The organism is Tenacibaculum piscium (assembly GCF_021390755.1).
In the GTDB taxonomy this organism is placed as follows: Bacteria; Bacteroidota; Bacteroidia; order Flavobacteriales; family Flavobacteriaceae; genus Polaribacter; species Polaribacter piscius.
In genome coordinates this window covers 117,238-139,678 of the sequence record NZ_JAJGWR010000005.1, presented here as the reverse complement: position 1 = coordinate 139,678, position 22,441 = coordinate 117,238, and the positions used below count along the sequence as shown (strand labels likewise).

Genomic DNA, 22,441 nt, shown 5'->3' with positions numbered 1-22,441 from the left:
TTTTTGTGGAGGTATTATTTTAAGAAGAAACGCCTATTTTTTGTTGAATAAATTTCAGAATAGTTTCTTCGAGCCATTTATTTTTGATGTTTTTATTATTTTTTGAAGTTTTAAAAGAAGAAATAAATCCTACGTGTCCGCCATATTTTGGAGTCGATAGATAAAAATTAGTCATATTTTTGGCTTCTTCAAAAGCAAAACATGCTTCGGATAAAAAAGGGTCGTCAAGTGAATTTAGAAGCAATGTAGGAAGCGTAATGTTTTTAATATACGGTTTTGAACTTGCTTTTGTCCAATAATCTTGCGGGCTTTTAAACCCGAATATTGGTGCGGTATATTGTGCTTCTAATTGCCAAAGTTTGGTGGCATTTTGCACTTTTTTTTTGTCTAATTTAAAGTCAGGAAATTGACGAGATTTAGCGAGTATTTTTGGTTTTAAGGTTCGTAAAAACTCCTTTAAATAGAGCCTGTTTTTAAATTTTGATAATTCTGCTTGTGAACTTGTTAAATCAATCGGTGTAGAAATGGCAATGCCTCCTTTTATTTTTGATGAAATATTTTCATATTCACCCAAATATTTTAGGGTTAAATTTCCTCCCAAACTAAAACCAACGATAATCATATTTTCATAAGCATAATTACTAGCAAGATATTCTGTTATAAAATGAACATCATCGGTTTTTCCGCTGTGATAGGTTTCTAAAAGTAAATTATTTTCCCCGCTACAACTTCGTAAATTCATGGAAACGGTATCAAACCCTGCTTTATTTAAGTGATTTGAAGTCGTAATTATATAATTAGATTGCGAACTTCCTTCCAATCCGTGAATCAATAAAACTAGCGTTTTTGAATTTTGTGAGTTTATGGGATTTATTATAGAGAAATCTAAATCGATAAAATCGGTATCCCAAGTGGTAATTCTTTTTCGTTGATATGTTATAGCATCTTTTGCAAATAACGGACGATATATGGTGTTAAAATGGGCATTTCTAAGTAAAAAAGAAGGTTTAAAATCAGTAATAATAGCATCATTAAAATTATTTGTAAAAGTAGTCGTAAAGTGGGAGGAAAGAATGGGCATAGTTTAAAATAAAGGAATTTATCAAAAATAATATAAAAATTTTATAAAAACAGCATCAAAATTAAAAGCTCAAAAATGATATAAGTTTCTTATTTTCGCTATAAATATTTGAAAATGAATTTTAAAAAACATATTCCTAATTTAGTAACATTAGGGAATTTATTATGCGGTACGATAGCAACAATTTTTGCGATAAAAGGTGATTTTTTTGGCGTAGCAATTTTGGTTATTTTGGGAATTATTTTTGATTTTTTTGATGGATTATTAGCTCGATTATTAGGTGTTCAGGGCGAATTGGGTAAGCAATTAGATAGTTTAGCCGATATGGTAACTAGTGGCGTAGTGCCAGGAATTGTGATGTTACAACTTTTCGTAACGGCTTTAGATGTTGATGCGGTAGGTTATTTTGGCGTAGATGTTTATGGAGCAACGGGTAGTAATTTGCCGTATATCGGTTTGTTATTAACGTTGGGAGCTTGTTATCGCTTGGCTAATTTTAATATTGATACTCGCCAATCAGATTCTTTTATAGGACTTCCAACTCCTGCAATGGCGTTATTTGTAATTTCGTTGCCATTAATTGCGGAATATTCAAATCAAGTTTTTTTTGTTGATTTAATTAATAACCCTTATTTTTTAGTGATGATAACGGCTGTTTTAACTTTTTTAATGAATGCTGAAATTCCGTTATTTGCGTTGAAATTCAAAACCTTCGGATTTAAAGAAAATGCGTTAAAATATATGTTTTTAGCAATTTGTGTTTTATTATTAATTGTACTAAAATTAGTCGCGATTCCTTTAATAATTATATTGTATGTGGCGCTTTCTGTAATTCAGAATGTGAAGAAATCTTAACTAATAAAAAAGTAGAAGAAACAAGTAAAATGATTTAAAAGCTTAAAAAACTTTAGGTCATTTTACTTGTTTTAAAGATAAAATTTACTTAAAATTCACGGTTACTTTTTGGGCGATACCAACAATAACTTCCGATGCTTTTACGATTGTTTCCGCAGATACAAATTCATAACGTCCGTGAAAATTATGACCTCCCGCAAAAATATTAGGACATGGTAATCCTTTATATGATAATTGAGAACCGTCTGTACCTCCTCTAATTGCTTTAATAATTGGCGTAATATTCATTTCTTTCATTACTTCTTCGGCAATATCGACAATATGCATTACAGGCTTAATTTTTTCGCCCATATTATAATATTGGTCTTTTATTTCAAGAGTAATACTATTTCCATGTTTTTCATTTAATTCTTTAATTAAATTGCGAACAAATTCTTTTCTATCGGCAAATTTTTCTTTGTCAAAATCACGGATAATATATTGTAAAACGGTTTTTTCAACTTCTCCATGTAGGTCGCAAAGATGATAGAAACCTTCTCTTTTACTTGTTGTTTCAGGCGTTTCTAACGCAGGAAATCCTCCGATTACTTCTTGAGCAATATACATACTGTTCACCATTTTTCCTTTGGCATATCCAGGATGTACCATACGTCCGTTTACAGTAATTACGGCACTTGCGGCGTTAAAACTTTCGTATTCTAATTCTCCAATTCGACTTCCGTCCATGGTGTATGCCCATTTTGCACCAAATTTTTCAACGTCAAATTTATGCGCTCCTTTTCCAACTTCTTCATCAGGCGTAAAACAGATTCTAATTTTACCATGTTTAATTTCAGGATGTTGAATTAAATATTCCATTGCCGAAACAATTTCAGTAACACCTGCTTTATCGTCGGCACCTAAAAGTGTTGTTCCGTCTGTTGTAATAAGTGTTTCTCCTTTGTAGATTAGTAAATCTTCAAAATAATCTGGCGATAAAACGATATTTTGTTCTTTATTTAAGATAATATCTTTACCATCGTAATTTTCATGGATTTGCGGTTTTACATTTTTTCCTGTAAAATCAGGGCTTGTATCAATATGTGCTACAAAACCGATGGTTGGCACTTCGTAATCGATATTACTTGGTAAAGTTGCCATTATGTAACAGTTTTCGTCTAATTCGACATCTTCCATACCTATTTCTTTCAATTCTTTTTCAAGAACTTTTGCTAAATCCCATTGATTTTCAGAACTTGGAAACGCAGGATTATCAGGATTACTTTCGGTATCAATGGTTACATATTTTAAAAATCTGTTGATGATGTGTTGTTTGTTCATGTTATATTTAATTTAATTTTTTTTGATATTTTAATTGATGTTAATTTTTTCGATTAATTCGATGGCTTTACAGAATCGTTTTTCAACGAATGAATCGCCATAAACTTCGGTTTTAACGTGTAAAAAATTATCGGTATTTATTTTTGTAAAGGTATTTAAAATATGATAAGAATGGTTGCCTTTTTTTCCTTTGGCATAACTGTAATAAGACGGTTTTTTCAAGAATTGTAAGTGCTTTGTTTTAAGTTCTGTGAAGCCCATTTTTTTGTTGTCTTCCGTTATTTTCTGAGCAAATGTATTATCAATAAAAATAGTTTTGTGTACTAATGTTACGTCTATAAGTGTTGTTTCTGTTAGCGAAACGGTGGTGTCTGCGGCATAAATAGATGTTTTTTTAGTATCATAATATAAATTTACCTTCCAATTTTCAGGAAAATATGTTGTGAAATATTTTCGAAAATCTTGTTGTTTTTTAAGGATGTTTTCGTTGTAGAAAGTTTCTTTTTGACAAGTAAAATCTTTTTGTAATTCGGAAGAAGAATCACAAGAAGTAATTATAAAAAGACCTAAAATAAGACTTATAAAAAGTGTTGAAAAAGTTGAAAAAGAGTTCATTTAAAGGTAATTTTTTAGTTGTTTTTATCGATTTTATTAAAGTAGGCAATAAGTAAATCGACTACATAACTATACGAATTTATTCCTTTTTCTTGTTTATTTGCCTTTAAATAGGAATTATATCCTTTTTTTAAATAGGGTTCAATCGGATTTTTAAACTGATTCCAATGTAAAAAACTGGCATGAAAATCTTTGTAAATACCTTTATGTACGGTATTTTTTATTTTTTCTGATAATTTTTTATCTCGTTTATAAATTTCGTTGATACAATATATGTATGCCATTCGATATCCCGAATATTTAAAATACAAATCATTATTGGCAACCGATGCTAAAAACCCGACAAAATTAGCATCATTCTCGGCAGCCCAACCAATTTGATGCGCCATTTCGTGGCAAGTTGTTGCAGGGAAACTTGTTTTCGGAATTTGATTATTTATTTGAGCTTCGCCCGTAATTGGATTTAAATATCCAGCCGTTCCGTTGTAGGATTGAAGCAAACTCACCAAAGAACTTTTTATGGAAGGATTTTTATACGCCAATTGTGGATATTTTTTAGCTAAATTTTGATAACCGTTTGTTGCTAAATCATATATTTCTGTTGTATTGTACGGAACTTGAACTTTTAGCGTATCATTTTTAGTGATTTCAAAATGTGTTTTATTGAGTTGATAGACAATTTTTTGAGTCGTTTCAACAAGTTGATTTGTCGTATAGGTTGCTTGTTGTAAGTTTAAATTTTTAGCTAAAGGTTCTCGAAAATAATTCAATCCCCAAAAGGCATAAAAGCAAAAATAAAGCACTGAAACAATCGTAATCAAATTTAAAAATTGTAAGCTTATAATTTTAAAATATTCTTTTAAATTATCACTAAAATTCTCTTTTATTTTTTTTTGAAACAGCTTTTTAATAAAATGATAAATTCCTTTTATCAGTAAAAAAAATAAGAATAATCCTAAAATATCGCCCACAGAAAAGGGAATCCAACCTAAAATAATACGCAAAAAATTAGCAATATAAATATAAAATCCGTTGCTATAAAAAACTTCTATCCATGCGGGATTTTGGCTTAAAAATTGTACAAACATCACTTGAAAAGGCAAGGTTGATGCTAAAAATAACTTTTTTTTATAATTTTGCATACGCATCAAAAGTAAGAAAGTTCGTTGTTTTTTTATAATTTAAGAACCTTATTTATTTGTTAAAATTAGCGCTTATTTGTATCTTAAGCTAAGTCATAAGAAAAGTTACAAAACGCTACTAAAAATATCAGCTTAAAAAATTATCTTTGCACCATGGAACGAACTCAATCTTTTAGAGGAACAAAAAATGAGAAGGCTAGAGTTATCAGCCTTGAGAAAGGAAAATTACCACCACAAGCTTTAGAGCTAGAGGAGGCGGTTTTGGGGGCAATGATGATTGATAAAAAAGGAATTGATGAGGTTATTGATATTCTAAGTCCTGATTCTTTTTATGATAAAAGACATCAACAAGTGTATCAAGCGATTTATACGCTTTTCCAAAATTCCGAACCGATTGACTTACTTTCAGTATCAACACAACTTAAAAAAGATGGGAAATTAGACCTCGCTGGAGGTGATTTTTTCTTAATCGGTTTAACGCAAAAAGTAGCTTCTTCGGCACATATTGAGTTCCATTCTCGTATTATTTTAGAGAAATATATCCAGCGAAAATTAATTACTATTTCTTCGGAAATCATAGAAAATGCCTATAACGAAACCGTAGATGTTTTTGATTTATTAGACGATGCCGAAGGGAAATTATTTGAAGTAACACAAGGAAATCTTAAAAAAGGAGCCGAAAAAGCCGATTCATTAGTGCAACAATCCATAAACCGAATTCAAGAAATTTCTGGAAAAGAAGGAATGAGCGGTTTGCAAACAGGGTTTACAAAATTAGATGCCTTAACATCAGGTTGGCAACCTTCCGATTTAATTATTATTGCCGCCCGTCCTGGTATGGGAAAAACGGCATTTGTAATATCGATGGCAAAAAATATGGCGATTGATTTCGGACACGGAGTCGCTATTTTTTCATTAGAAATGTCATCAGTACAATTAATTACCCGTATGATTTCTTCGGAAACAGGCCTAACATCAGAAAAATTACGAAAAGGAAATTTAGAACCTCATGAATGGGAACAGCTAAATGTAAAGGTTAAAAAACTCTCTGATGCGCCTATTTTTATTGATGATACACCAGCGTTATCAATTTTTGATTTACGAGCAAAAGCACGACGATTGGTATCGCAACACGATGTGAAAATAATTGTAATTGATTATTTACAATTAATGACCGCAGGAGGTTCAGGAGGAAATCGTGAACAAGAAATATCGACCATTTCACGAAATTTAAAAGCATTGGCAAAGGAATTAAGTATTCCTGTAATTGCGTTATCGCAGTTGTCACGTGCTGTGGAAACTCGTGGAGGTTCAAAACGTCCGTTACTTTCCGATTTACGGGAATCTGGAGCAATTGAGCAAGATGCCGATATTGTGTCGTTTATTTTCCGTCCAGAATATTACGGAATGACCGAATGGGACGACGACGACCACTCGCCATGTGAAGGGCAGGGAGAGTTTATCGTAGCAAAACACCGTAACGGTGGAATGGATAATATTCGTTTGAAATTTACAGGACATTTAGCCTTGTTTTCTGATTTAGATGAAGGAATTAGTAGTGAATTTGAATCGAGTATGAACGGTGGTAGTGATGGTTTTAACAACGAAATAGCTTCCAATAGTTTCGCATCCGCAGAAGATGCCTTTGGACCTAGCGATGATGATGTACCGTTTTAAATTTTAAATAAAATATAAAAATATATAAAATACACAATTGCTATTTGGTAATTGTGTATTTTTAGTTTTTGATATAAAAAGGAGATGAAAAAAACACTACACATCGTATTATTTTTATTGATTTCAAACTCACTTTGGGCATCTTTTGTCTATATTCCGATGAGTTATGAAAATCAGAAAAATCATTTAAAAGCTTACGGAATTGTTTATCACGCCTTAGAAAATGGTTTAAAATCAAAATGGTTATTAAATTATGATGGCGGTGCTTTTTTACTCGAAAATAATAATTCCATAGAAAATGAATGTAAAATTCGAGGCGTTTCCTATCAAATAATTTCAGATACAAAAGCACAATTAATTTTAGAAGAAATCTCATCACCATCTAAAAATCAAGAAGCCGTAGCGCTCGAAAAAGCACCCAAAATAGCCGTCTATTCTCCAAAAGGAAAAATGCCCTGGGACGATGCCGTAACTATGGTATTAACCTATGCCGAAATTCCATTTGATGTACTTTATGATGAAGAAATTTTAAATGATAAACTCTTATTATACGAATGGTTGCATTTGCATCACGAAGATTTTACAGGACAATACGGACGCTTTTATGGTGCCTTTAGAACCGCTCCTTGGTATATCCAACAGAAAAAAGATGCCGAAAAATTAGCCACAAAATTAGGTTATAAAAAAGTATCCGAAGAAAAAGGTGCTGTTGCTAAAAAAATTAAAAATTATGTAATCGGTGGTGGATTTATGTTCGCTATGTGTTCGGCAACCGATAGTTTTGATATTGCTTTAGCCGCCGATGGCGTAGATATTTGCGAAGGAATGTTTGATGGAGATGCGTCAGAACCTAATTATCAATCAAAAATAAATTTTGATAAAACATTCGCTTTTAAAGATTTTGAATTAATCCGAAATCCAACAACCTACGAATTTTCATCCATCGATATGACTCGAAAAAGAAAAATCAAAAAAGAAGTAGATTATTTTACGTTAAAAGAATTTTCCGCAAAATGGGATCAAGTACCAACGATGCTCACACAAAATCATACGCAATTAGTCAAAGGTTTTATGGGACAAACAACCTCTTTTGATACCAAAACAATCAAATCAACCGTGCTTGTTTTAGGTGAAAATAACAGCAATAGCGAAGCAAAATATATCCACGGAACAAAAGGAAAAGGAATGTTCACCTTTTACGCAGGACACGATCCTGAAGATTATCAACATAGAATAGGCGACCCAAAAACTGAACTTGAATTACACCCAACATCAGCAGGGTATCGTTTGATTTTAAATAATGTGCTTTTTCCCGCAGCAAAAAAGAAAAAGCAAAAAACTTAAAAAAAGTAATTGGCAATTGTTTTATAAACAGTTACTTTTGCCTACAGATAACAAGACAAACAAGACACGACAAAACTAAAAATAATGCCAACAACACAACAACTTCAAGAGTTTACACAACAAGTTCGTAGAGATATCGTTCGAATGGTACATGCCGTAAATTCAGGACATCCAGGAGGTTCTTTAGGATGTGCAGAATTTATAACCTGTTTATATCAAGAAGTCATGGAGTATTCTACTGATTTTAAAATGGACGGTAATAATGAAGATTTATTCTTTTTATCAAATGGGCATATATCGCCAGTTTTTTATAGTGTTTTAGCACACAGTGGATTTTTTCCAGTAGCAGAATTAGCGACTTTTAGAAAATTAAATACACGACTACAAGGACACCCAACAACACACGATCATTTACCAGGTATCCGTATTGCTTCGGGTTCTTTAGGACAAGGAATGAGCGTGGCTATTGGAGCTGCACAAGCAAAAAAATTAAACCAAGATGATAAAATTGTATATACATTACATGGTGATGGAGAATTACAAGAAGGTCAAATCTGGGAAGCAGCAATGTACGCATCAGCAAAAAAAGTTGATAATCTAATTTCAACGATTGATGTAAACGAAAAGCAAATTGACGGTACAACCGATCAAGTATTAGCAATGGGAAGTCTAAAAGCAAAATTCGAAGCTTTTGGATGGGACGTTTTAGAAGTCAAAGAAGGAAATAATATAGAGGCTATTTTAAGCGGATTAGCAGATGCAAAATCTCGCACAGGTAAAGGAAAACCTGTTTGTATATTATTATATACAGAAATGGGGAACGGAATCGATTTTATGATGAACACACACGCTTGGCACGGTAAAGCTCCAAATGATGCACAATTAGCGGAATCATTAGCGCAAAATCCTGAAACATTAGGAGATTATTAAATTATCCTTTTTTACATATAAATTTATTTTAAAAATTAAAATCCTGCTTTATAGCGGGGTTTTTTTATGCTTTTATTCACAGAAAAATATAAGAAATACCGTAAATTTACTTTATAATCATCAAATTTAATTATGAGAATAGGAATTGTTTGTTATCCAACCTTTGGAGGAAGTGGCGTAGTAGCGACAGAATTAGGAATGGCACTTGCCGATAAAGGACATGAAGTTCATTTTATAACCTATAATCAACCTGTTCGATTAGACTTTTTCTCGCATCGCTTGCATTTTCATGAAGTCGTTTTAGAAGAGTATCCATTATTTCAATATCAACCCTATGAATTAGCGTTGTCAAGTAAAATGGTCGAAATAGTTGAGAAATATCAATTAGAAGTTTTGCACGTACATTATGCAATTCCACACGCTTACGCCGCTTATATGGCAAAGAAAATGCTTCAAGAAAAAAACATCAATATAAAAGTAGTAACTACTTTGCACGGTACAGATATTACGCTTGTTGGAAGCCATCCAACCTATAAAACTGCTGTGGAATTTAGTATCAATCAATCCGATGAGGTAACCACCGTTTCCAATAGCTTAAAAGAAGATACCTTACGTTTATTTAATATCAAAAAAGATATAAAAGTTATCTATAATTTTATTGATGGTGAAAAATATAACCAAGCACATCAAGGAGAATGTAAACGTATCGCTTTGGCAACGCCTCAAGAAAAAATTGTAACACATGTTAGTAATTTTCGCCCCGTAAAACGAACACAAGACGTTATTAAAATTTTTAATAAAATTCAAAAAGAAATTCCATCAAAATTATTGATGGTCGGAGATGGTCCTGAACGCTTAAAAGCCGAAAACTTAGCCAAAAAACTCAACATCGAAGATAAAGTACTATTCCTAGGAAATAGTAACGAAGTCGCTAAAATATTATGCTATTCTGATGTTTTTTTATTACCCTCAGAAACAGAAAGCTTTGGATTAGCAGCCCTAGAAGCAATGGCAGCAGGAACTCCCGTTATCTCTACAAATTGTGGCGGATTGCCTGAAGTAAATATCCATGGAAAAACAGGCTATTTAAGCGATTTAGCTGACGTGAAAGATATGGCGAAAAATGCTATCAAAATATTGAAAAATGATGCTGTTTTAGCAGCGTTTAAAGAGAATGCAAAAGAACATATTAAAGTGTTTTCTCTAGAGAAAATATTGCCCGCATATGAAGAAATTTATAAAAAATGTTACCTGAAATAATATCCTTTAATCCTTAAAAAAAAGCCTGTTTAAAAACTTAAACAGGCACTTAAATAACTTAAAATTGATATCTTATTCCTAAAGCAATATCTAAATCTAAACCATTACTGTAATTGTCGTTAAAACCAAGTTCTGGCCTGATATCTAAAGATACTAATAACGGAATATCAAAATTATACTCAATACCCAAATTACCCGCTATTAAAGCAAATAAGCCATTACTCGAATCTTTACTTGTATCGTTAAAAGAACCCAAACCTGCACCAAAACCAACAAACCAATTGAAATTTCCATCTAAGTTTTGAACCCACTGGTATAAACCAACTAACTTAAAAGCATCTACTTTTTCCGTGTTTCTAAAACCTAAATCAAACTCTAAACGATTGTTATCCTTTACATAATATTGATATGAAATTTCCCCACCAAATCCATCATTGTCACCAACCCGAATACCTAAAGCATTCTCTGAAATCTGTTGACCACTAGCATTAAATGCTATCAAAAAGAAAAAACCTAATAATAATACTCTTAAAATTTTCATCTCCTACGTTTTAAAATTAAATAACAAAATTAAACGATAATTCTTGTTTTAGAACACTTAGAGCCTGTTTAAATTTCATCTAAAAAAATATAGTGGCAAAAAATGACGGCAAGGGGTTAAAACCCCTTGTTAAAAGGAGCTGAAAATCACAAAAAAAGCTAAAAACTGTGGCAAATCAGGATGCGAAACTGAAATAAATTCAGTTTGACGGATGCGATTTTCTATTTTTATACTATAAAACTTATCTAAACGAAATTTTAACGAAAATTAAATAAATGAAAAATAATTAAAAAGAAAAACAACACAAAATAAATAAACTTAGCCCCGATTGAAGCAATTGTTTGAGCTCTTTTTTTGATTTTTCTTCAAAAAAAAGCGAGTGCGGAAAGCGGGAAATAGCTACAAATAAAGAATCAAGACTATTACATATTTTTTAACTTATCTAAAAGATAAATAATGTATTTTAGTAATAAAAAAAAAAATGACTACAATTAAAATAACCGCATCTGATACCGCTGGAACTGTTAAACAAATACAGCACGTTATTGGAGGTACTATTACCGAAAGATGGGGAGAATATGTGTTAGACGTTGATAGTGATTTAGCTAAAGGAAGCATTACTTTTTTAAATTTCGAATGGGGTGGAAGCGTTCTGCAATATGATATTGTTTTTTTAGATGATATTACCCTTATAATGGACGCTTCAGAATTTAATCCAATACACTTTGTATACACCACAGAAGGATACTCTTTTCACCAATTTGAACGAGAAAATAAAAAAAGAAAAATAGCAGAGTACCAATCCGTTATTATTACAAGTAAAGAAGGCGGATACAATTATGGGTATTTTGATAAAAATGTAAAAGTGCAAATACACTTAATACAAATCAATAGAATTAAATTTATTAATAAACGCCTAAATGATGCTTCCGTCTTAAATCAAAAATTATATGAAGTGTTTTACGACAAACAATGTGAAAACGTTTTTGCACATTACGGAACCTATAACCTGAAAATAGCAAACCTAATTAAACAATATAACGAAATTAAACAAAAAGGAATTATTCGGATTTTGATAAAAGAAGGAATTGTATATCAAATCCTATCCGAACACATGCAACAACATAATAACGACGTTAAAAGAGCCGAAAAACCTACAACATCACTCACTAAAAAAGAAATTAGCCTTGTTAGAAAAATAGCACAACGAATTGTTAAAAATGTTGCAGATGAATATAATGTAGAAAAATTATCCGAAGAAATAGGAATCTCACAAGCTAAAATGCAAGAAGGATTTAAATTGCTATTCTCAAGAACCGTTATTGAATATATTAGACACGTAAGACTAGAAAAAGCAAAAGATTTAATCAGTAGTACCGATGGAAATATTTCTCAAATTATATATTCAATCGGATTTTCTAGTAGAAGCTATTTCTCTAAAATTTTTAAACGTAAATACGGTATCAGCCCAAGTAAATACCTTAAAAATAAACAACAAGAACTTGAAATAAGCTGATTTTTTCCCCATGAAAATTTAACTCAAAACGAAATCAAAATTAACTAAAAACGAAATGAGCAAGGAAAAATCTTAAATGAGTAAAACATATTTTAGAACTAGCCATAACTTTGTAGTGCACAACAAAAGTGCTTTAAATCAAGTATTAATCTTAAAAAATAAAAATATGTTACGTTGGACAATCACATTTATTATTATAGCTTTAATCGCAGGAGTTTTAGGATTTGGAGGAATCGCAGGTGCCGCAGCAGGATTTGCTAAAATAGCATTCTTCATCTTTTTAATTCTTTTTGTAATATCATTGTTTACAGGTCGTAAGAAAATATAGTAACAAAACAAAAACGAATCAAAATGAATCAAAATGAATCAAAATTAATAAAAATGATGTTAAAAGTATACATCATTTAATCATCACCATTTAAAATTACTTGTAATTTAAAATAATATTAAAAATGAAAAATTTAATTGTTAGTTTATTATTAATAGGAATTGTTGAAACCGTTAGTTCTCAGTCGGATATAATAAAAATAACTGAAGTTAAAAAAGCACAAAAAACAACAAAAAAAGGAGTCGATTACACAACAAAAGTAAAGGTTACAACTGAAAAATCACAAAGAACAAAATTTGACCCGAACCAAAAACATAAGTTAAATCAAAACAGAGTCGAAAGTCCTGTGGCGATTAAAAAAACAATTATGGTTGATAACGATCTTGATCCAAATTATGATGCAAAAACAAGCGTTAAATATTATAAATATAAAGGAATTCGGTATAGCTTCTTTATTGATGAAAATAACTTGTTAATCACTTACAAAGTAAATGACAAAGATATTACTTCAACAAAAGCAATAAAATCAATTAATAATAACTTTTATGTTGTAGAAGGAAATGATTTTAATGGCGTAGGTTATTATGATAAAGATAATAATTTTGTAATCGAATACAAGAATAAAAAATCAAACAAACTTGAATATGCCATTTTTGAAACATTCAAGTTATAATATAAATAATCATCAGTAAAGTAGATACTTATTTCTACTGAAATTTATATTAAATCAAAAAAAGAACGAAGCTTATCTCGTTCTTTTTTTTGATTAAAAATCAAGTGAAAATTAACTAAAAATCAAAAGAAAACCAAAAGAAATGAAATGAGCAAGGAAACATCTTAAATGAGCAAAACGACTCCTAGTAAACAACTTATCTTTGTAGTGTACATAAATTATTAATCTAAAATATAAACGAAATGAATTATTTAAACATGCAGAATGAAAGTATTTTACCCGTAGCAAAAGAGTTAAACCAATTGTTAGCAGATTATCATATTTATTATCAAAAATTAAGAAATTTTCACTGGAATATCGTAGGCAAAAACTTTTTTGAATTACACGGGAAATTTGAAGAAATGTATGGCGATGCTAGAACCAAAATTGATGAAATCGCAGAACGAATTTTAACACTCCAATATCATCCGATAAGTAGATATAGTAGGTATTTGAAAATATCAAACATCTCTGAAGAAAGCCCATTTCAAACCGATAGTGATATGATTGATATCCTATTGACAGACCATAAAATTTTGTTAGTTCAAATGACTTGTATTATCAAAAAAGCAGAACAAGCAGAAGATGAAGGAACTATCGATTTAATTGGCGGATATATCGCATCCTTAGAAAAAACAAGCTGGATGCTTAATGCATGGTCTAAAAAAACAGTGGAACAATTAAAAGAAGATATCGTACTTTCTTAATATAAAAATAACGATACATCAACATAAAACAAAAAAACAAGAGATTCGAATCTCTTGTTTTTTTGTAAAATATAATTAAGAAGTATAATACTTTAAACTCTCTTCAATTAATTCATTCGAAACTTTACAGTTAATTTTGAATTTTTCAAATTCCTCTAACAATACAAAGTTAATTTCGCCACCGATATTTTTCTTATCATGCTTCATGAAATTTAAAATTGGTAGAAAATCATCGGTTAAAATAGGCGTTTTTCCGTAAATAGTTAGAATTGTATTTTTAACATCGGCTACTTTATCCGCAGGAAAACCAAGTAATTTTGATGAAATATACGATTCACAAATAATACCAATCGCGATTGCTTCACCATGGGTTAAACGCTCTTTCGCTTCACTTTCTAAAAAATAAGATTCAATTCCATGACCAATCGTATGTCCCCAATTTAATGCCTTACGAACGCCGTGTTCCTTCGGATCTTCTAAAACAACATCATTTTTAATTTCGATAGAACGAGGAATTAAATCAACAATATTTAACGAAGCATTATTTTTGATTTCATTATATAAATGAACATCGTGCGTCATTCCGTATTTGATAATTTCCGCCGTTCCCGACCTAATTTCTCTTGAACAAAGCGTTTGTAAATATTCAGGATCTAAAAGAACCATTTCAGGATTCGCAAACAAGCCAATCTGATTCTTTAAAACACCTAAATCAACGCCCGTTTTACCGCCAACAGACGCATCAACCATACTTAATAATGTCGTTGGAATATTTACAAAATCAATACCTCGCTTAAAAGTTGAAGCAACAAAACCACCCAAATCTGTAATAACACCGCCACCCAAAGTAATTAATAAACTCTTTCGATCGGCACCTAATTCGGTCATCGCATTCCAAACTCCTACGCAAGTTTCGATGTTTTTATGAACTTCTCCAGCATCAATTTGAATAACTTCAATTTTTTTATCGGTCGCTAAAAGCGATATAAAACGAGGATAACAATCCGTAAAAGTATTATCATCAACCAATATAAAAATAGTTGAGTAGTTGTTTTTACTGATTAAAGTTGATAGTGAGTCATATCCTTTTTCATTAAAATCAATTGGATACGTTACGGCTTGAATAGAAGTCATTTTTGTTGAAAATTTGTTTGAAAATTTATAGCAAAAATAAATAGAAAAAATTAAAATATATCATACAGTAGATTTATATTTGTGTTTGACAAATAAATATAACAGGACTTCCTATAATGACACTTTTTAATAACACCGAAACTGCTTTTAAATTAAAATCTGACTCAGAGTTAGAGCGCGCATATTTCTTATTTAAAATGATTCAAAATCAACCGATGGTACGTATTGGTACGGCGGTAACTAATTTTGCGTTAAAAGCACATTTACCTGTTGAAGGATTAATTCGTTCAACAGTATTCGACCATTTTTGTGGCGGAGTAACCGAAGATGATTGTTTACCAAACATTGAAAAAATGTACACTAAAGGAAATGTGCATAGTGTTTTAGATTATTCGGTAGAAGGAAAAGAAGACGAAAATCAGTTTGATAACGCTCTTAAAATGACCTTAAAAACAATCGATTTCGCTGCAGAAAAACAAGCAATTCCGTATGCCGTTTTTAAACCAACAGGATTTGGACGCTTCGCTTTGTATCAAAAATTAACAGAAAAAAAAGAACTTACTGCTGATGAAAAAATAGAATGGGAAAGAGTTATTACTCGTTTTCATACGGTTTGTAAAGCAGCATCAGAAAAAGATGTTCCGTTGTTAATTGATGGCGAAGAAAGTTGGATGCAAGATGCCGCTGATGATTTAATTGAAGAATTAATGGAGTTATATAATAAAGATAAAGCCATTGTTTTTAATACATTACAAATGTATCGCCATGATCGTATGGATTATTTACGTGGTTTGTATCAAAGAGCGCATCAAAAAGGATACCATATCGGTATGAAAATAGTGCGTGGTGCGTACATGGAAAAAGAACGTGAAAGAGCCGAAGAAAAAGGATATCCATCGCCAATATGTAAAGACAAACAAGCAACAGACGACAACTATAATGAAGCAGTTCGTTTTATGATGGAACACAAAAATATGGCAATTTTTGCAGGAACGCATAACGAAGAAAGCTCATTATTATTGATGGATTTAGCCAAAGAATATAATATTAAACCAAATGATTATCGTATGTGGTTTGGTCAATTATACGGAATGAGTGATCATATAAGTTTTAACTTAGCCAAAGAAGGTTATAATGTAGCAAAATATGTTCCTTTTGGTCCTGTACGTGATGTGATGCCATATTTAATCCGTAGAGCGGAAGAAAATACCTCAGTAGCTGGGCAAACTTCAAGAGAACTTAATTTGATAAAAACAGAAAGAAAACGTAGGAAATTGTAGTATTAATACTGTATTTTTTTAGTTGATAACATACTTAAAACAGTATTTGAATAATGCTGTTTTAAGTAATACTTTAAGTAATACTTTAGGTAATGTTATCTAATATTTAGATAATAGTTTAAATGTAATTAATTAAACAACATGAATACAGTTGGAGAAATAAAGTATGCTATAAAAGTTAATAAAAGACGCTTAGCAAAAGAACTAGAAGAAAGTAAAGAATTAGTTTTTTTGATTAAAAAATCTTTTACAGCTAAATTATCTGATGAAGAAAAAGGTAAAATTAAACAACAAACCTTAGATATTTGTAAAGCAATACCCGCTTTTACAGTGTTCATGATGCCAGGTGGTGCTTTATTACTCCCGTTATTAATAAAATTAATTCCAGATATATTACCAACTGCTTTTAGAGAAGATGAAGAGGAAAATAAGGAAAATTTCAATAAAGAAAAATAAATAACTTCCTATTTATATTATATTTATATATAAAACACTAGTTTTGCAACTTTAATAATAAAGACCAAGAATGCAACCAATTAGAAATATCGCTATTATAGCCCACGTTGACCACGGTAAGACAACCTTAGTTGATAAAATTATAGATCAAGCAAAAGTATTAGACGATCGTAAAGAACGTACTGATTTATTGTTAGATAATAACGACTTAGAACGTGAAAGAGGAATTACAATTCTTTCTAAAAACGTATCAGTAAACTATAAGAACACAAAAATCAATGTAATTGATACCCCTGGTCACGCCGATTTCGGAGGTGAAGTAGAGCGTGTATTAAAAATGGCTGATGGTGTTTTATTATTAGTTGATGCATTTGAAGGACCGATGCCACAAACTCGTTTCGTATTAGGGAAAGCCTTAGAATTAGGTTTAACTCCTATTGTAGTTGTAAATAAAGTTGATAAAGAAAACTGTACTCCTGACATCGTTCACGAAAAAGTTTTTGATTTAATGTTTGCTTTAGAGGCTACTGAAGAGCAATTAGACTTTACTACCATTTATGGTTCTGCAAAGAACAACTGGATGAGTACTGATTGGAAAAATGAAACTGATAACATTGTACCTTTATTAGATGCTGTATTAGAATCTATTCCTGCAACGAAGTACAACGAAGGAACGCCACAAATGCAAATTACATCTTTAGATTTTTCTGCTTTTACAGGTAGAATCGCTATTGGTCGTGTTTTTCGTGGAGATTTAGAAGTAGGTAAAGACTACATGTTATGTAAAGCTGATGGTTCTACTAAAAAAGTAAGAATTAAAGAATTACACGTATTCGAGGGAATGGGTAAAGTTCAAGTAGAAAAAGTACCTTGTGGAGATATTTGTGCTATTACAGGTATTGAAGGATTCGAAATTGGAGATACTATCGCTGATTTAGAAAATCCAGAAGCATTACCAAGAACTGAAATTGACCAACCTACGATGAGTATGTTGTTTACCATTAACAATTCTCCTTTCTTCGGTAAAGAAGGTAAATTTGTTACATCTCGTCACATTCGTGATCGTCTGTTTAAAGAATTAGAGAAAAACTTAGCATTAAAAGTTGAAACGACCGATTCTGAAGATAAATTTAATGTTTACGGGCGTGGTGTATTACACTTATCTGTACTTATTGAAACAATGCGTCGTGAAGGATATGAATTACAAGTGGGAAGACCACAAGTAATTATTAAAATGGTAGATGGTAAGAAACATGAACCAATGGAAACATTATCTATTGATGTACCAGAAGATGTTGCTTCTAAAGCTGTAAACTTAGTTTCTTTACGTAAAGGAGATTTATTAATTATGGAGCCTAAAGGAGATTTACAACATTTAGAGTTCTCTATTCCTTCTCGTGGATTAATTGGTTTAAGAAATAAAATTTTAACTGCAACAGCAGGTCAGGCAATTATTAACCACAGATTTAGTGAGTATGGTCCTTACAAAGGAGATTTTACTGAAGAGGTAAAAGGAGCTATTATTTCTGCTGCAACAGGTAAAGCTACTGCATATGCATTAAACCGTTTACAAGATAGAGGTAAGTTTTTTATTGATGTAAATCAAGAAATTTATATTGGTCAAGTAATTGGAGAGAACAGTAAATCTGACGATATGGCTGTAAACTTAATTAAAGGAAAGCAATTAACAAACATGCGTAAATCTGGTACTGATGACGCTATGAAAATTGCTCCGAAAATTGATTTCTCTTTAGAAGAAAACATGGAATATATTAAAGCTGATGAATATTTAGAAGTTACTCCTGAAAGCTTACGTATGCGTAAGATTCAATTTAAGGCATAATTTTTAAATTAAATTTTAAAATTTTTATATAAAGAACCACCTATTTTTAGGTGGTTTTTGTTGTTTTATAGGCAGGGAAAAGAGCGAACAGACAAAAAGGGCGAACACATAGGTTCGCCCCTACGGAATTATTATTGTAGGGGCAGACCTATGTGTCTGCCCTTTCTATATCAATAATTACGCTTGATGCAGCAGCTAAAAAATTAGTTCTGAAATATTATTAAATTTAACAATTGTTAATAATTTGTTTAGTTTTAATTTTTCCTTGTGAGATTTAAAAAAAAATCAAATATTTGTAGCATCAATAAGAACACATGAATTTTAATCAAGTACATCATCATCATTTTCATATTTGCACTCAAGCGAAATAAAGATGTATTGACTAAAAACAACATATATTTTAAACCCGTTTGAGCAAATCAAGCGGGTTTTTTATTTCTAAAAAATAAAGTAAACTACACGTTAAAAATTTGCTCAAATTAAATTAATAAAAAAAATGAGCAAATTAAGAATTGCAATTCAGAAATCAGGAAGATTAAACGAAGACTCATTAAGTCTTTTAAAAAGTTGTGGTATTTCTATCGATAATGGAAAAGACCAACTAAAAGCATCTGCAAGTAATTTTCCTTTAGAAGTTTTTTATCTAAGAAATGGAGATATTCCGCAATATTTAAAAGATGGAGTTATAGATATCGCTATTATTGGTGAAAATTTATTAATTGAAAAAGGAGGAGATATTGAGTTTATCGAAAAATTAGGTTTTTCTAAGTGTAAAGTATCTTTAGCAATTCCTAAAGGTGATGAATACACAGGATTATCTTATTTTCAAGATAAGAGAATAGCAACATCATACCCGAATACAGTTCAAAATTTTCTGAAATCAAAAAATATTACTTCTCAATTACACATCATTAACGGTTCTGTTGAAATTGCTCCAAATATTGGATTGGCAGACGGTATTTGTGATATTGTATCAAGCGGATCTACATTATTTAAAAATAACTTAAAAGAAGTAGAAGTTATCTTAAAATCGGAAGCTGTTTTAGCTGTTTCTCCAAAATTAGAAGCATCACAGCAAGAAATTTTAGATAAATTACAATTCAGAATTCAATCGGTTTTAAAAGGAAGACGTTCTAAATATATTTTATTAAACGCTCCTAACGATAAATTAGAAAAAATTATTAGCATTTTACCAGGAATGAGAAGTCCTACAGTTTTACCATTATCAGAAAAAGGTTGGAGTTCGGTACACTCGGTTTTAGATAAAGATGAATTTTGGGACGTTATAGACGAGCTTAAAAAGAATGGAGCTGAAGGTATTTTAGTGTGTCCTATTGAAAAAATGGTTGTTTAAAAAGCAAAGATAACAAAATGAAGATTATACAGTATCCTCAAAGAAAATATTGGAAACCTCTTTGTAAAAGAGCAACTTTTAACGAAAATAGTTTACAAGAAACTGTTCAAAATGTTTTAAATGATGTCAAAATCAATAAAAATGAAGCATTAACAAAATATGCAGCATTATTTGATAAAGTAGCAATTTCTTCTTTTGAAGTAACAGCTACAGAAATCGAAGAAGCTGATAAATTAGTTAGTTCGGAGTTAAAAGAAGCAATTCAATTAGCAAAAAGTAACATTGAAGTTTTTCATAATTCTCAAAAAGAAACAGTCAAAAAAGTAGTTACTACTGCAGGTGTTACTTGTTGGCGTAAAAGTGTTGCTATCGAAAAAGTTGGTTTGTATATTCCAGGAGGATCTGCACCTTTATTTTCAACTATTTTAATGCTAGCAACTCCTGCAAAAATAGCAGGTTGTAAAGAAATCGTATTGTGTACGCCTCCAAATAAAGAAGGAAAAGTTCACCCTGCAATTTTATATACGGCGGCATTAGTTGGCGTTACCAAAATTTTTAAAGTTGGTGGAGCTCAGGCTATTGCAGCAATGGCGTACGGTACAGAAACTATTCCTAGTGTGTATAAAATATTAGGCCCAGGAAATCAGTATGTAACAAAAGCGAAAGAATTAGTTCAGCAAGAAGGGCTTTCTATTGATATGCCAGCAGGACCAAGTGAAGTTTTAGTTATTGCCGATGAAACATCAAACGCTGCATTTGTAGCTGCTGATTTATTATCGCAAGCAGAACATGGAGCAGATAGTCAAGCAGTTTTAGTAACAACTTCATTAGAGGTTTCAGAAAATGTACTTGTCGAAGTAGCGAAGCAAGTAAAAGAATTACCGAGAAAAGAAACAGCTGAAAAAGCATTAGAAAACAGTTTTGTAGTTGTTTTAAATTCTTCAGATGAAATGATTGACTTTAGTAATGTATATGCACCAGAACATTTAATTATTGCTTCTGAAAATGCATCAATATATATTGATAAAATAATCAATGCAGGTTCGGTATTTTTAGGAAACTATAGTTGTGAAAGTGCAGGTGATTACGCAAGTGGTACAAATCACACGTTGCCAACAAACGGATATGCTAAAAATTATAGCGGTGTTTCTTTAGATAGTTTTATCAAAAAAATTACTTTTCAGGAAGTAACAAAACAAGGAATAGCTACTATCGGAAAAGCAATAGAATTAATGGCAGAAGCCGAAGGTTTACAAGCACACAAAAATGCTGTTACTTTAAGATTAAAAGATATTGAAAATGTTTAATTTAGATAAAATAGTTCGCCCAAATATTCAGAAATTAAAGGCGTACTCATCAGCAAGAGATGAATTTAAAGGAGCTGCCGAAGTATATTTAGATGCAAATGAAAATCCTTTTGGAGTTTTAAATAGATATCCAGATCCTAGACAAATAAAAATTAAAGAACGATTATCAGTACTTAAAAAAGTTGCTGAAAATCAAATTTTTATAGGAAATGGTAGTGATGAAGTAATTGATTTAGCATTCAGAATTTTCTGTGAACCAGGAAAAGATAAAGCCTTAACATTTTCGCCTACTTATGGTATGTATGATGTTTCTGCAGGTATTAACGATGTTGAGTTGATTAAACAACCTTTGGTAAATGATTTTCAAATAAGTTTGAACCAATTAGAACCATATTTAGATATGGAAGAGGTGAAAATTATATTTATTTGTTCGCCAAATAATCCAACAGGTAACTGTTTCGATGACGAAACAATTGAATATATATTGGAGAACTTTAATGGAGTAGTAATTATTGATGAAGCTTATATTGATTTTAGTTCAAGAGCTTCTTATAGTACTAAATTAGAAAAGTATCCAAATTTAATTGTCAGTCAAACTTTCAGTAAAGCTTGGGGATTGGCAGGAGTAAGAGTAGGTGCAGCATACGCAAATTCGGAGGTTATCGATTTATATAATAAAGTAAAACCACCTTATAATGTTAGTACTTTAAATCAAGAAGCAGTAGTAGCATCTTTAGATAATTTAGCTCAGTTTGAGGAAAATAAAAATATCATTATCAATGAAAAAGAAAAATTGATTAATGATTTTAAAAACCTTTCTTTAGTAAAAAAAATATATCCAACTGAAGCTAATTTTATTTTAATAGAGGTAGCAGATGCAAATACTCTTTACAATAAATTAGTAGATTTGAAAATAATTACAAGAAACAGAAATACGTTAGTAGATAACTGTTTACGAATTACGGTAGGAAGTATAGACGAAAATAAACGATTAATCACAGCATTAAAATCAATTTAATAATAATCACTTCAAAAATAA

21 protein-coding genes are annotated in these 22,441 nt (G+C 30.9%); 15 read left to right on the top strand and 6 right to left on the bottom strand.

Annotated elements, in window-relative coordinates; genetic code table 11:
* Nucleotides 1–19: 19 nt before the first annotated feature.
* Nucleotides 20–1,081 (bottom strand): YheT family hydrolase, encoded by a 1,062-nt coding sequence (locus L0U72_RS09985; RefSeq protein WP_233899027.1) that lies wholly within the window; start codon nucleotides 1,079–1,081, stop codon nucleotides 20–22.
* 114 nt (nucleotides 1,082–1,195) lie between these two features.
* Between L0U72_RS09985 and L0U72_RS09980 the strand changes: the two genes are divergently transcribed.
* The gene (locus L0U72_RS09980; protein ID WP_233861962.1) at nucleotides 1,196–1,936 is read left to right on the top strand and encodes a CDP-alcohol phosphatidyltransferase family protein; all 741 of its coding nucleotides are present in this window, start codon (nucleotides 1,196–1,198) and stop codon (nucleotides 1,934–1,936) included.
* Between the two features lie 84 nt (nucleotides 1,937–2,020).
* Here L0U72_RS09980 and pepT read toward each other — a convergent pair whose 3' ends face one another.
* From pepT to L0U72_RS09965, 3 genes are read right to left on the bottom strand one after another with little or no spacing between them, the layout of a single operon-like run.
* Nucleotides 2,021–3,256, bottom strand: coding sequence for a peptidase T (pepT, locus tag L0U72_RS09975; protein ID WP_233884832.1), 1,236 nt, complete (start codon nucleotides 3,254–3,256; stop codon nucleotides 2,021–2,023).
* Nucleotides 3,257–3,286: 30 nt separating this feature from the next.
* Entirely contained in the window at nucleotides 3,287–3,871 is a 585-nt protein-coding gene (locus tag L0U72_RS09970; RefSeq protein ID WP_233899026.1) for a hypothetical protein, read from the bottom strand.
* A 14-nt stretch (nucleotides 3,872–3,885) separates the two neighbouring features.
* The gene (locus L0U72_RS09965; RefSeq protein WP_233899025.1) at nucleotides 3,886–5,013 is read right to left on the bottom strand and encodes a DUF3810 domain-containing protein; all 1,128 of its coding nucleotides are present in this window, start codon (nucleotides 5,011–5,013) and stop codon (nucleotides 3,886–3,888) included.
* A gap of 153 nt (nucleotides 5,014–5,166) precedes the next feature.
* Here L0U72_RS09965 and dnaB point away from each other — a divergent pair, with 153 nt between their 5' ends.
* The 4 genes from dnaB (at nucleotide 5,167) to bshA (ending at nucleotide 10,224) form a co-directional block, all read left to right on the top strand.
* The gene (gene dnaB / locus L0U72_RS09960; RefSeq protein ID WP_101917186.1) at nucleotides 5,167–6,690 is read left to right on the top strand and encodes a replicative DNA helicase; all 1,524 of its coding nucleotides are present in this window, start codon (nucleotides 5,167–5,169) and stop codon (nucleotides 6,688–6,690) included.
* Nucleotides 6,691–6,774: 84 nt separating this feature from the next.
* Entirely contained in the window at nucleotides 6,775–8,034 is a 1,260-nt protein-coding gene (locus L0U72_RS09955; protein WP_233899024.1) for an asparagine synthetase B, read from the top strand.
* 84 nt (nucleotides 8,035–8,118) lie between these two features.
* Nucleotides 8,119–8,964: a transketolase gene (locus tag L0U72_RS09950; protein ID WP_101917183.1), complete on the top strand. Its 846-nt coding sequence runs from the start codon at nucleotides 8,119–8,121 to the stop codon at nucleotides 8,962–8,964.
* Nucleotides 8,965–9,096: 132 nt separating this feature from the next.
* Entirely contained in the window at nucleotides 9,097–10,224 is a 1,128-nt protein-coding gene (gene bshA / locus L0U72_RS09945; RefSeq protein WP_101917182.1) for an N-acetyl-alpha-D-glucosaminyl L-malate synthase BshA, read from the top strand.
* Between the two features lie 58 nt (nucleotides 10,225–10,282).
* Here bshA and L0U72_RS09940 read toward each other — a convergent pair whose 3' ends face one another.
* On the bottom strand, nucleotides 10,283–10,765 hold the full coding sequence (locus L0U72_RS09940) for a hypothetical protein (protein WP_101917181.1): 483 nt from the start codon (nucleotides 10,763–10,765) through the stop codon (nucleotides 10,283–10,285).
* Between the two features lie 481 nt (nucleotides 10,766–11,246).
* Between L0U72_RS09940 and L0U72_RS09935 the strand changes: the two genes are divergently transcribed.
* From L0U72_RS09935 to L0U72_RS09920, 4 genes are all read left to right on the top strand, one after another.
* Nucleotides 11,247–12,281: a helix-turn-helix domain-containing protein gene (locus L0U72_RS09935; RefSeq protein WP_233861952.1), complete on the top strand. Its 1,035-nt coding sequence runs from the start codon at nucleotides 11,247–11,249 to the stop codon at nucleotides 12,279–12,281.
* Between the two features lie 166 nt (nucleotides 12,282–12,447).
* Nucleotides 12,448–12,609 carry a DUF1328 family protein gene (locus L0U72_RS09930; protein ID WP_101917260.1) on the top strand — a complete coding sequence of 54 codons (162 nt, stop codon included), beginning with the start codon at nucleotides 12,448–12,450 and terminating at the stop codon, nucleotides 12,607–12,609.
* Between the two features lie 124 nt (nucleotides 12,610–12,733).
* A complete protein-coding gene (locus L0U72_RS09925) occupies nucleotides 12,734–13,282 on the top strand; it encodes a hypothetical protein (protein ID WP_233884841.1) in 549 nt (182 codons plus the stop codon).
* Between the two features lie 242 nt (nucleotides 13,283–13,524).
* Nucleotides 13,525–14,028, top strand: a complete 504-nt coding sequence (locus L0U72_RS09920; RefSeq protein WP_101917179.1) for a Dps family protein — start codon at nucleotides 13,525–13,527, stop codon at nucleotides 14,026–14,028.
* Nucleotides 14,029–14,103: 75 nt separating this feature from the next.
* Here L0U72_RS09920 and aroB read toward each other — a convergent pair whose 3' ends face one another.
* On the bottom strand, nucleotides 14,104–15,162 hold the full coding sequence (gene aroB, locus L0U72_RS09915) for a 3-dehydroquinate synthase (protein ID WP_233899023.1): 1,059 nt from the start codon (nucleotides 15,160–15,162) through the stop codon (nucleotides 14,104–14,106).
* 116 nt (nucleotides 15,163–15,278) lie between these two features.
* Between aroB and L0U72_RS09910 the strand changes: the two genes are divergently transcribed.
* The 6 genes from L0U72_RS09910 to hisC all read left to right on the top strand — a co-directional run bounded on the left by L0U72_RS09910 (nucleotide 15,279) and on the right by hisC (nucleotide 22,420).
* On the top strand, nucleotides 15,279–16,442 hold the full coding sequence (locus L0U72_RS09910) for a proline dehydrogenase family protein (protein ID WP_241426939.1): 1,164 nt from the start codon (nucleotides 15,279–15,281) through the stop codon (nucleotides 16,440–16,442).
* 141 nt (nucleotides 16,443–16,583) lie between these two features.
* Nucleotides 16,584–16,898 (top strand): LETM1 domain-containing protein, encoded by a 315-nt coding sequence (locus tag L0U72_RS09905; protein ID WP_233899022.1) that lies wholly within the window; start codon nucleotides 16,584–16,586, stop codon nucleotides 16,896–16,898.
* Nucleotides 16,899–16,968: 70 nt separating this feature from the next.
* Nucleotides 16,969–18,741 carry a translational GTPase TypA gene (typA, locus tag L0U72_RS09900; RefSeq protein WP_233884842.1) on the top strand — a complete coding sequence of 591 codons (1,773 nt, stop codon included), beginning with the start codon at nucleotides 16,969–16,971 and terminating at the stop codon, nucleotides 18,739–18,741.
* 496 nt (nucleotides 18,742–19,237) lie between these two features.
* The gene (hisG, locus tag L0U72_RS09895; protein WP_233899021.1) at nucleotides 19,238–20,095 is read left to right on the top strand and encodes an ATP phosphoribosyltransferase; all 858 of its coding nucleotides are present in this window, start codon (nucleotides 19,238–19,240) and stop codon (nucleotides 20,093–20,095) included.
* 17 nt (nucleotides 20,096–20,112) lie between these two features.
* Entirely contained in the window at nucleotides 20,113–21,402 is a 1,290-nt protein-coding gene (gene hisD, locus L0U72_RS09890; RefSeq protein WP_233899020.1) for a histidinol dehydrogenase, read from the top strand.
* Nucleotides 21,395–22,420 carry a histidinol-phosphate transaminase gene (gene hisC, locus L0U72_RS09885; protein WP_233899019.1) on the top strand — a complete coding sequence of 342 codons (1,026 nt, stop codon included), beginning with the start codon at nucleotides 21,395–21,397 and terminating at the stop codon, nucleotides 22,418–22,420. Before hisD ends, hisC begins: the two co-directional genes overlap by 8 nt.
* The last annotated feature ends 21 nt before the right edge of the window (nucleotides 22,421–22,441 follow it).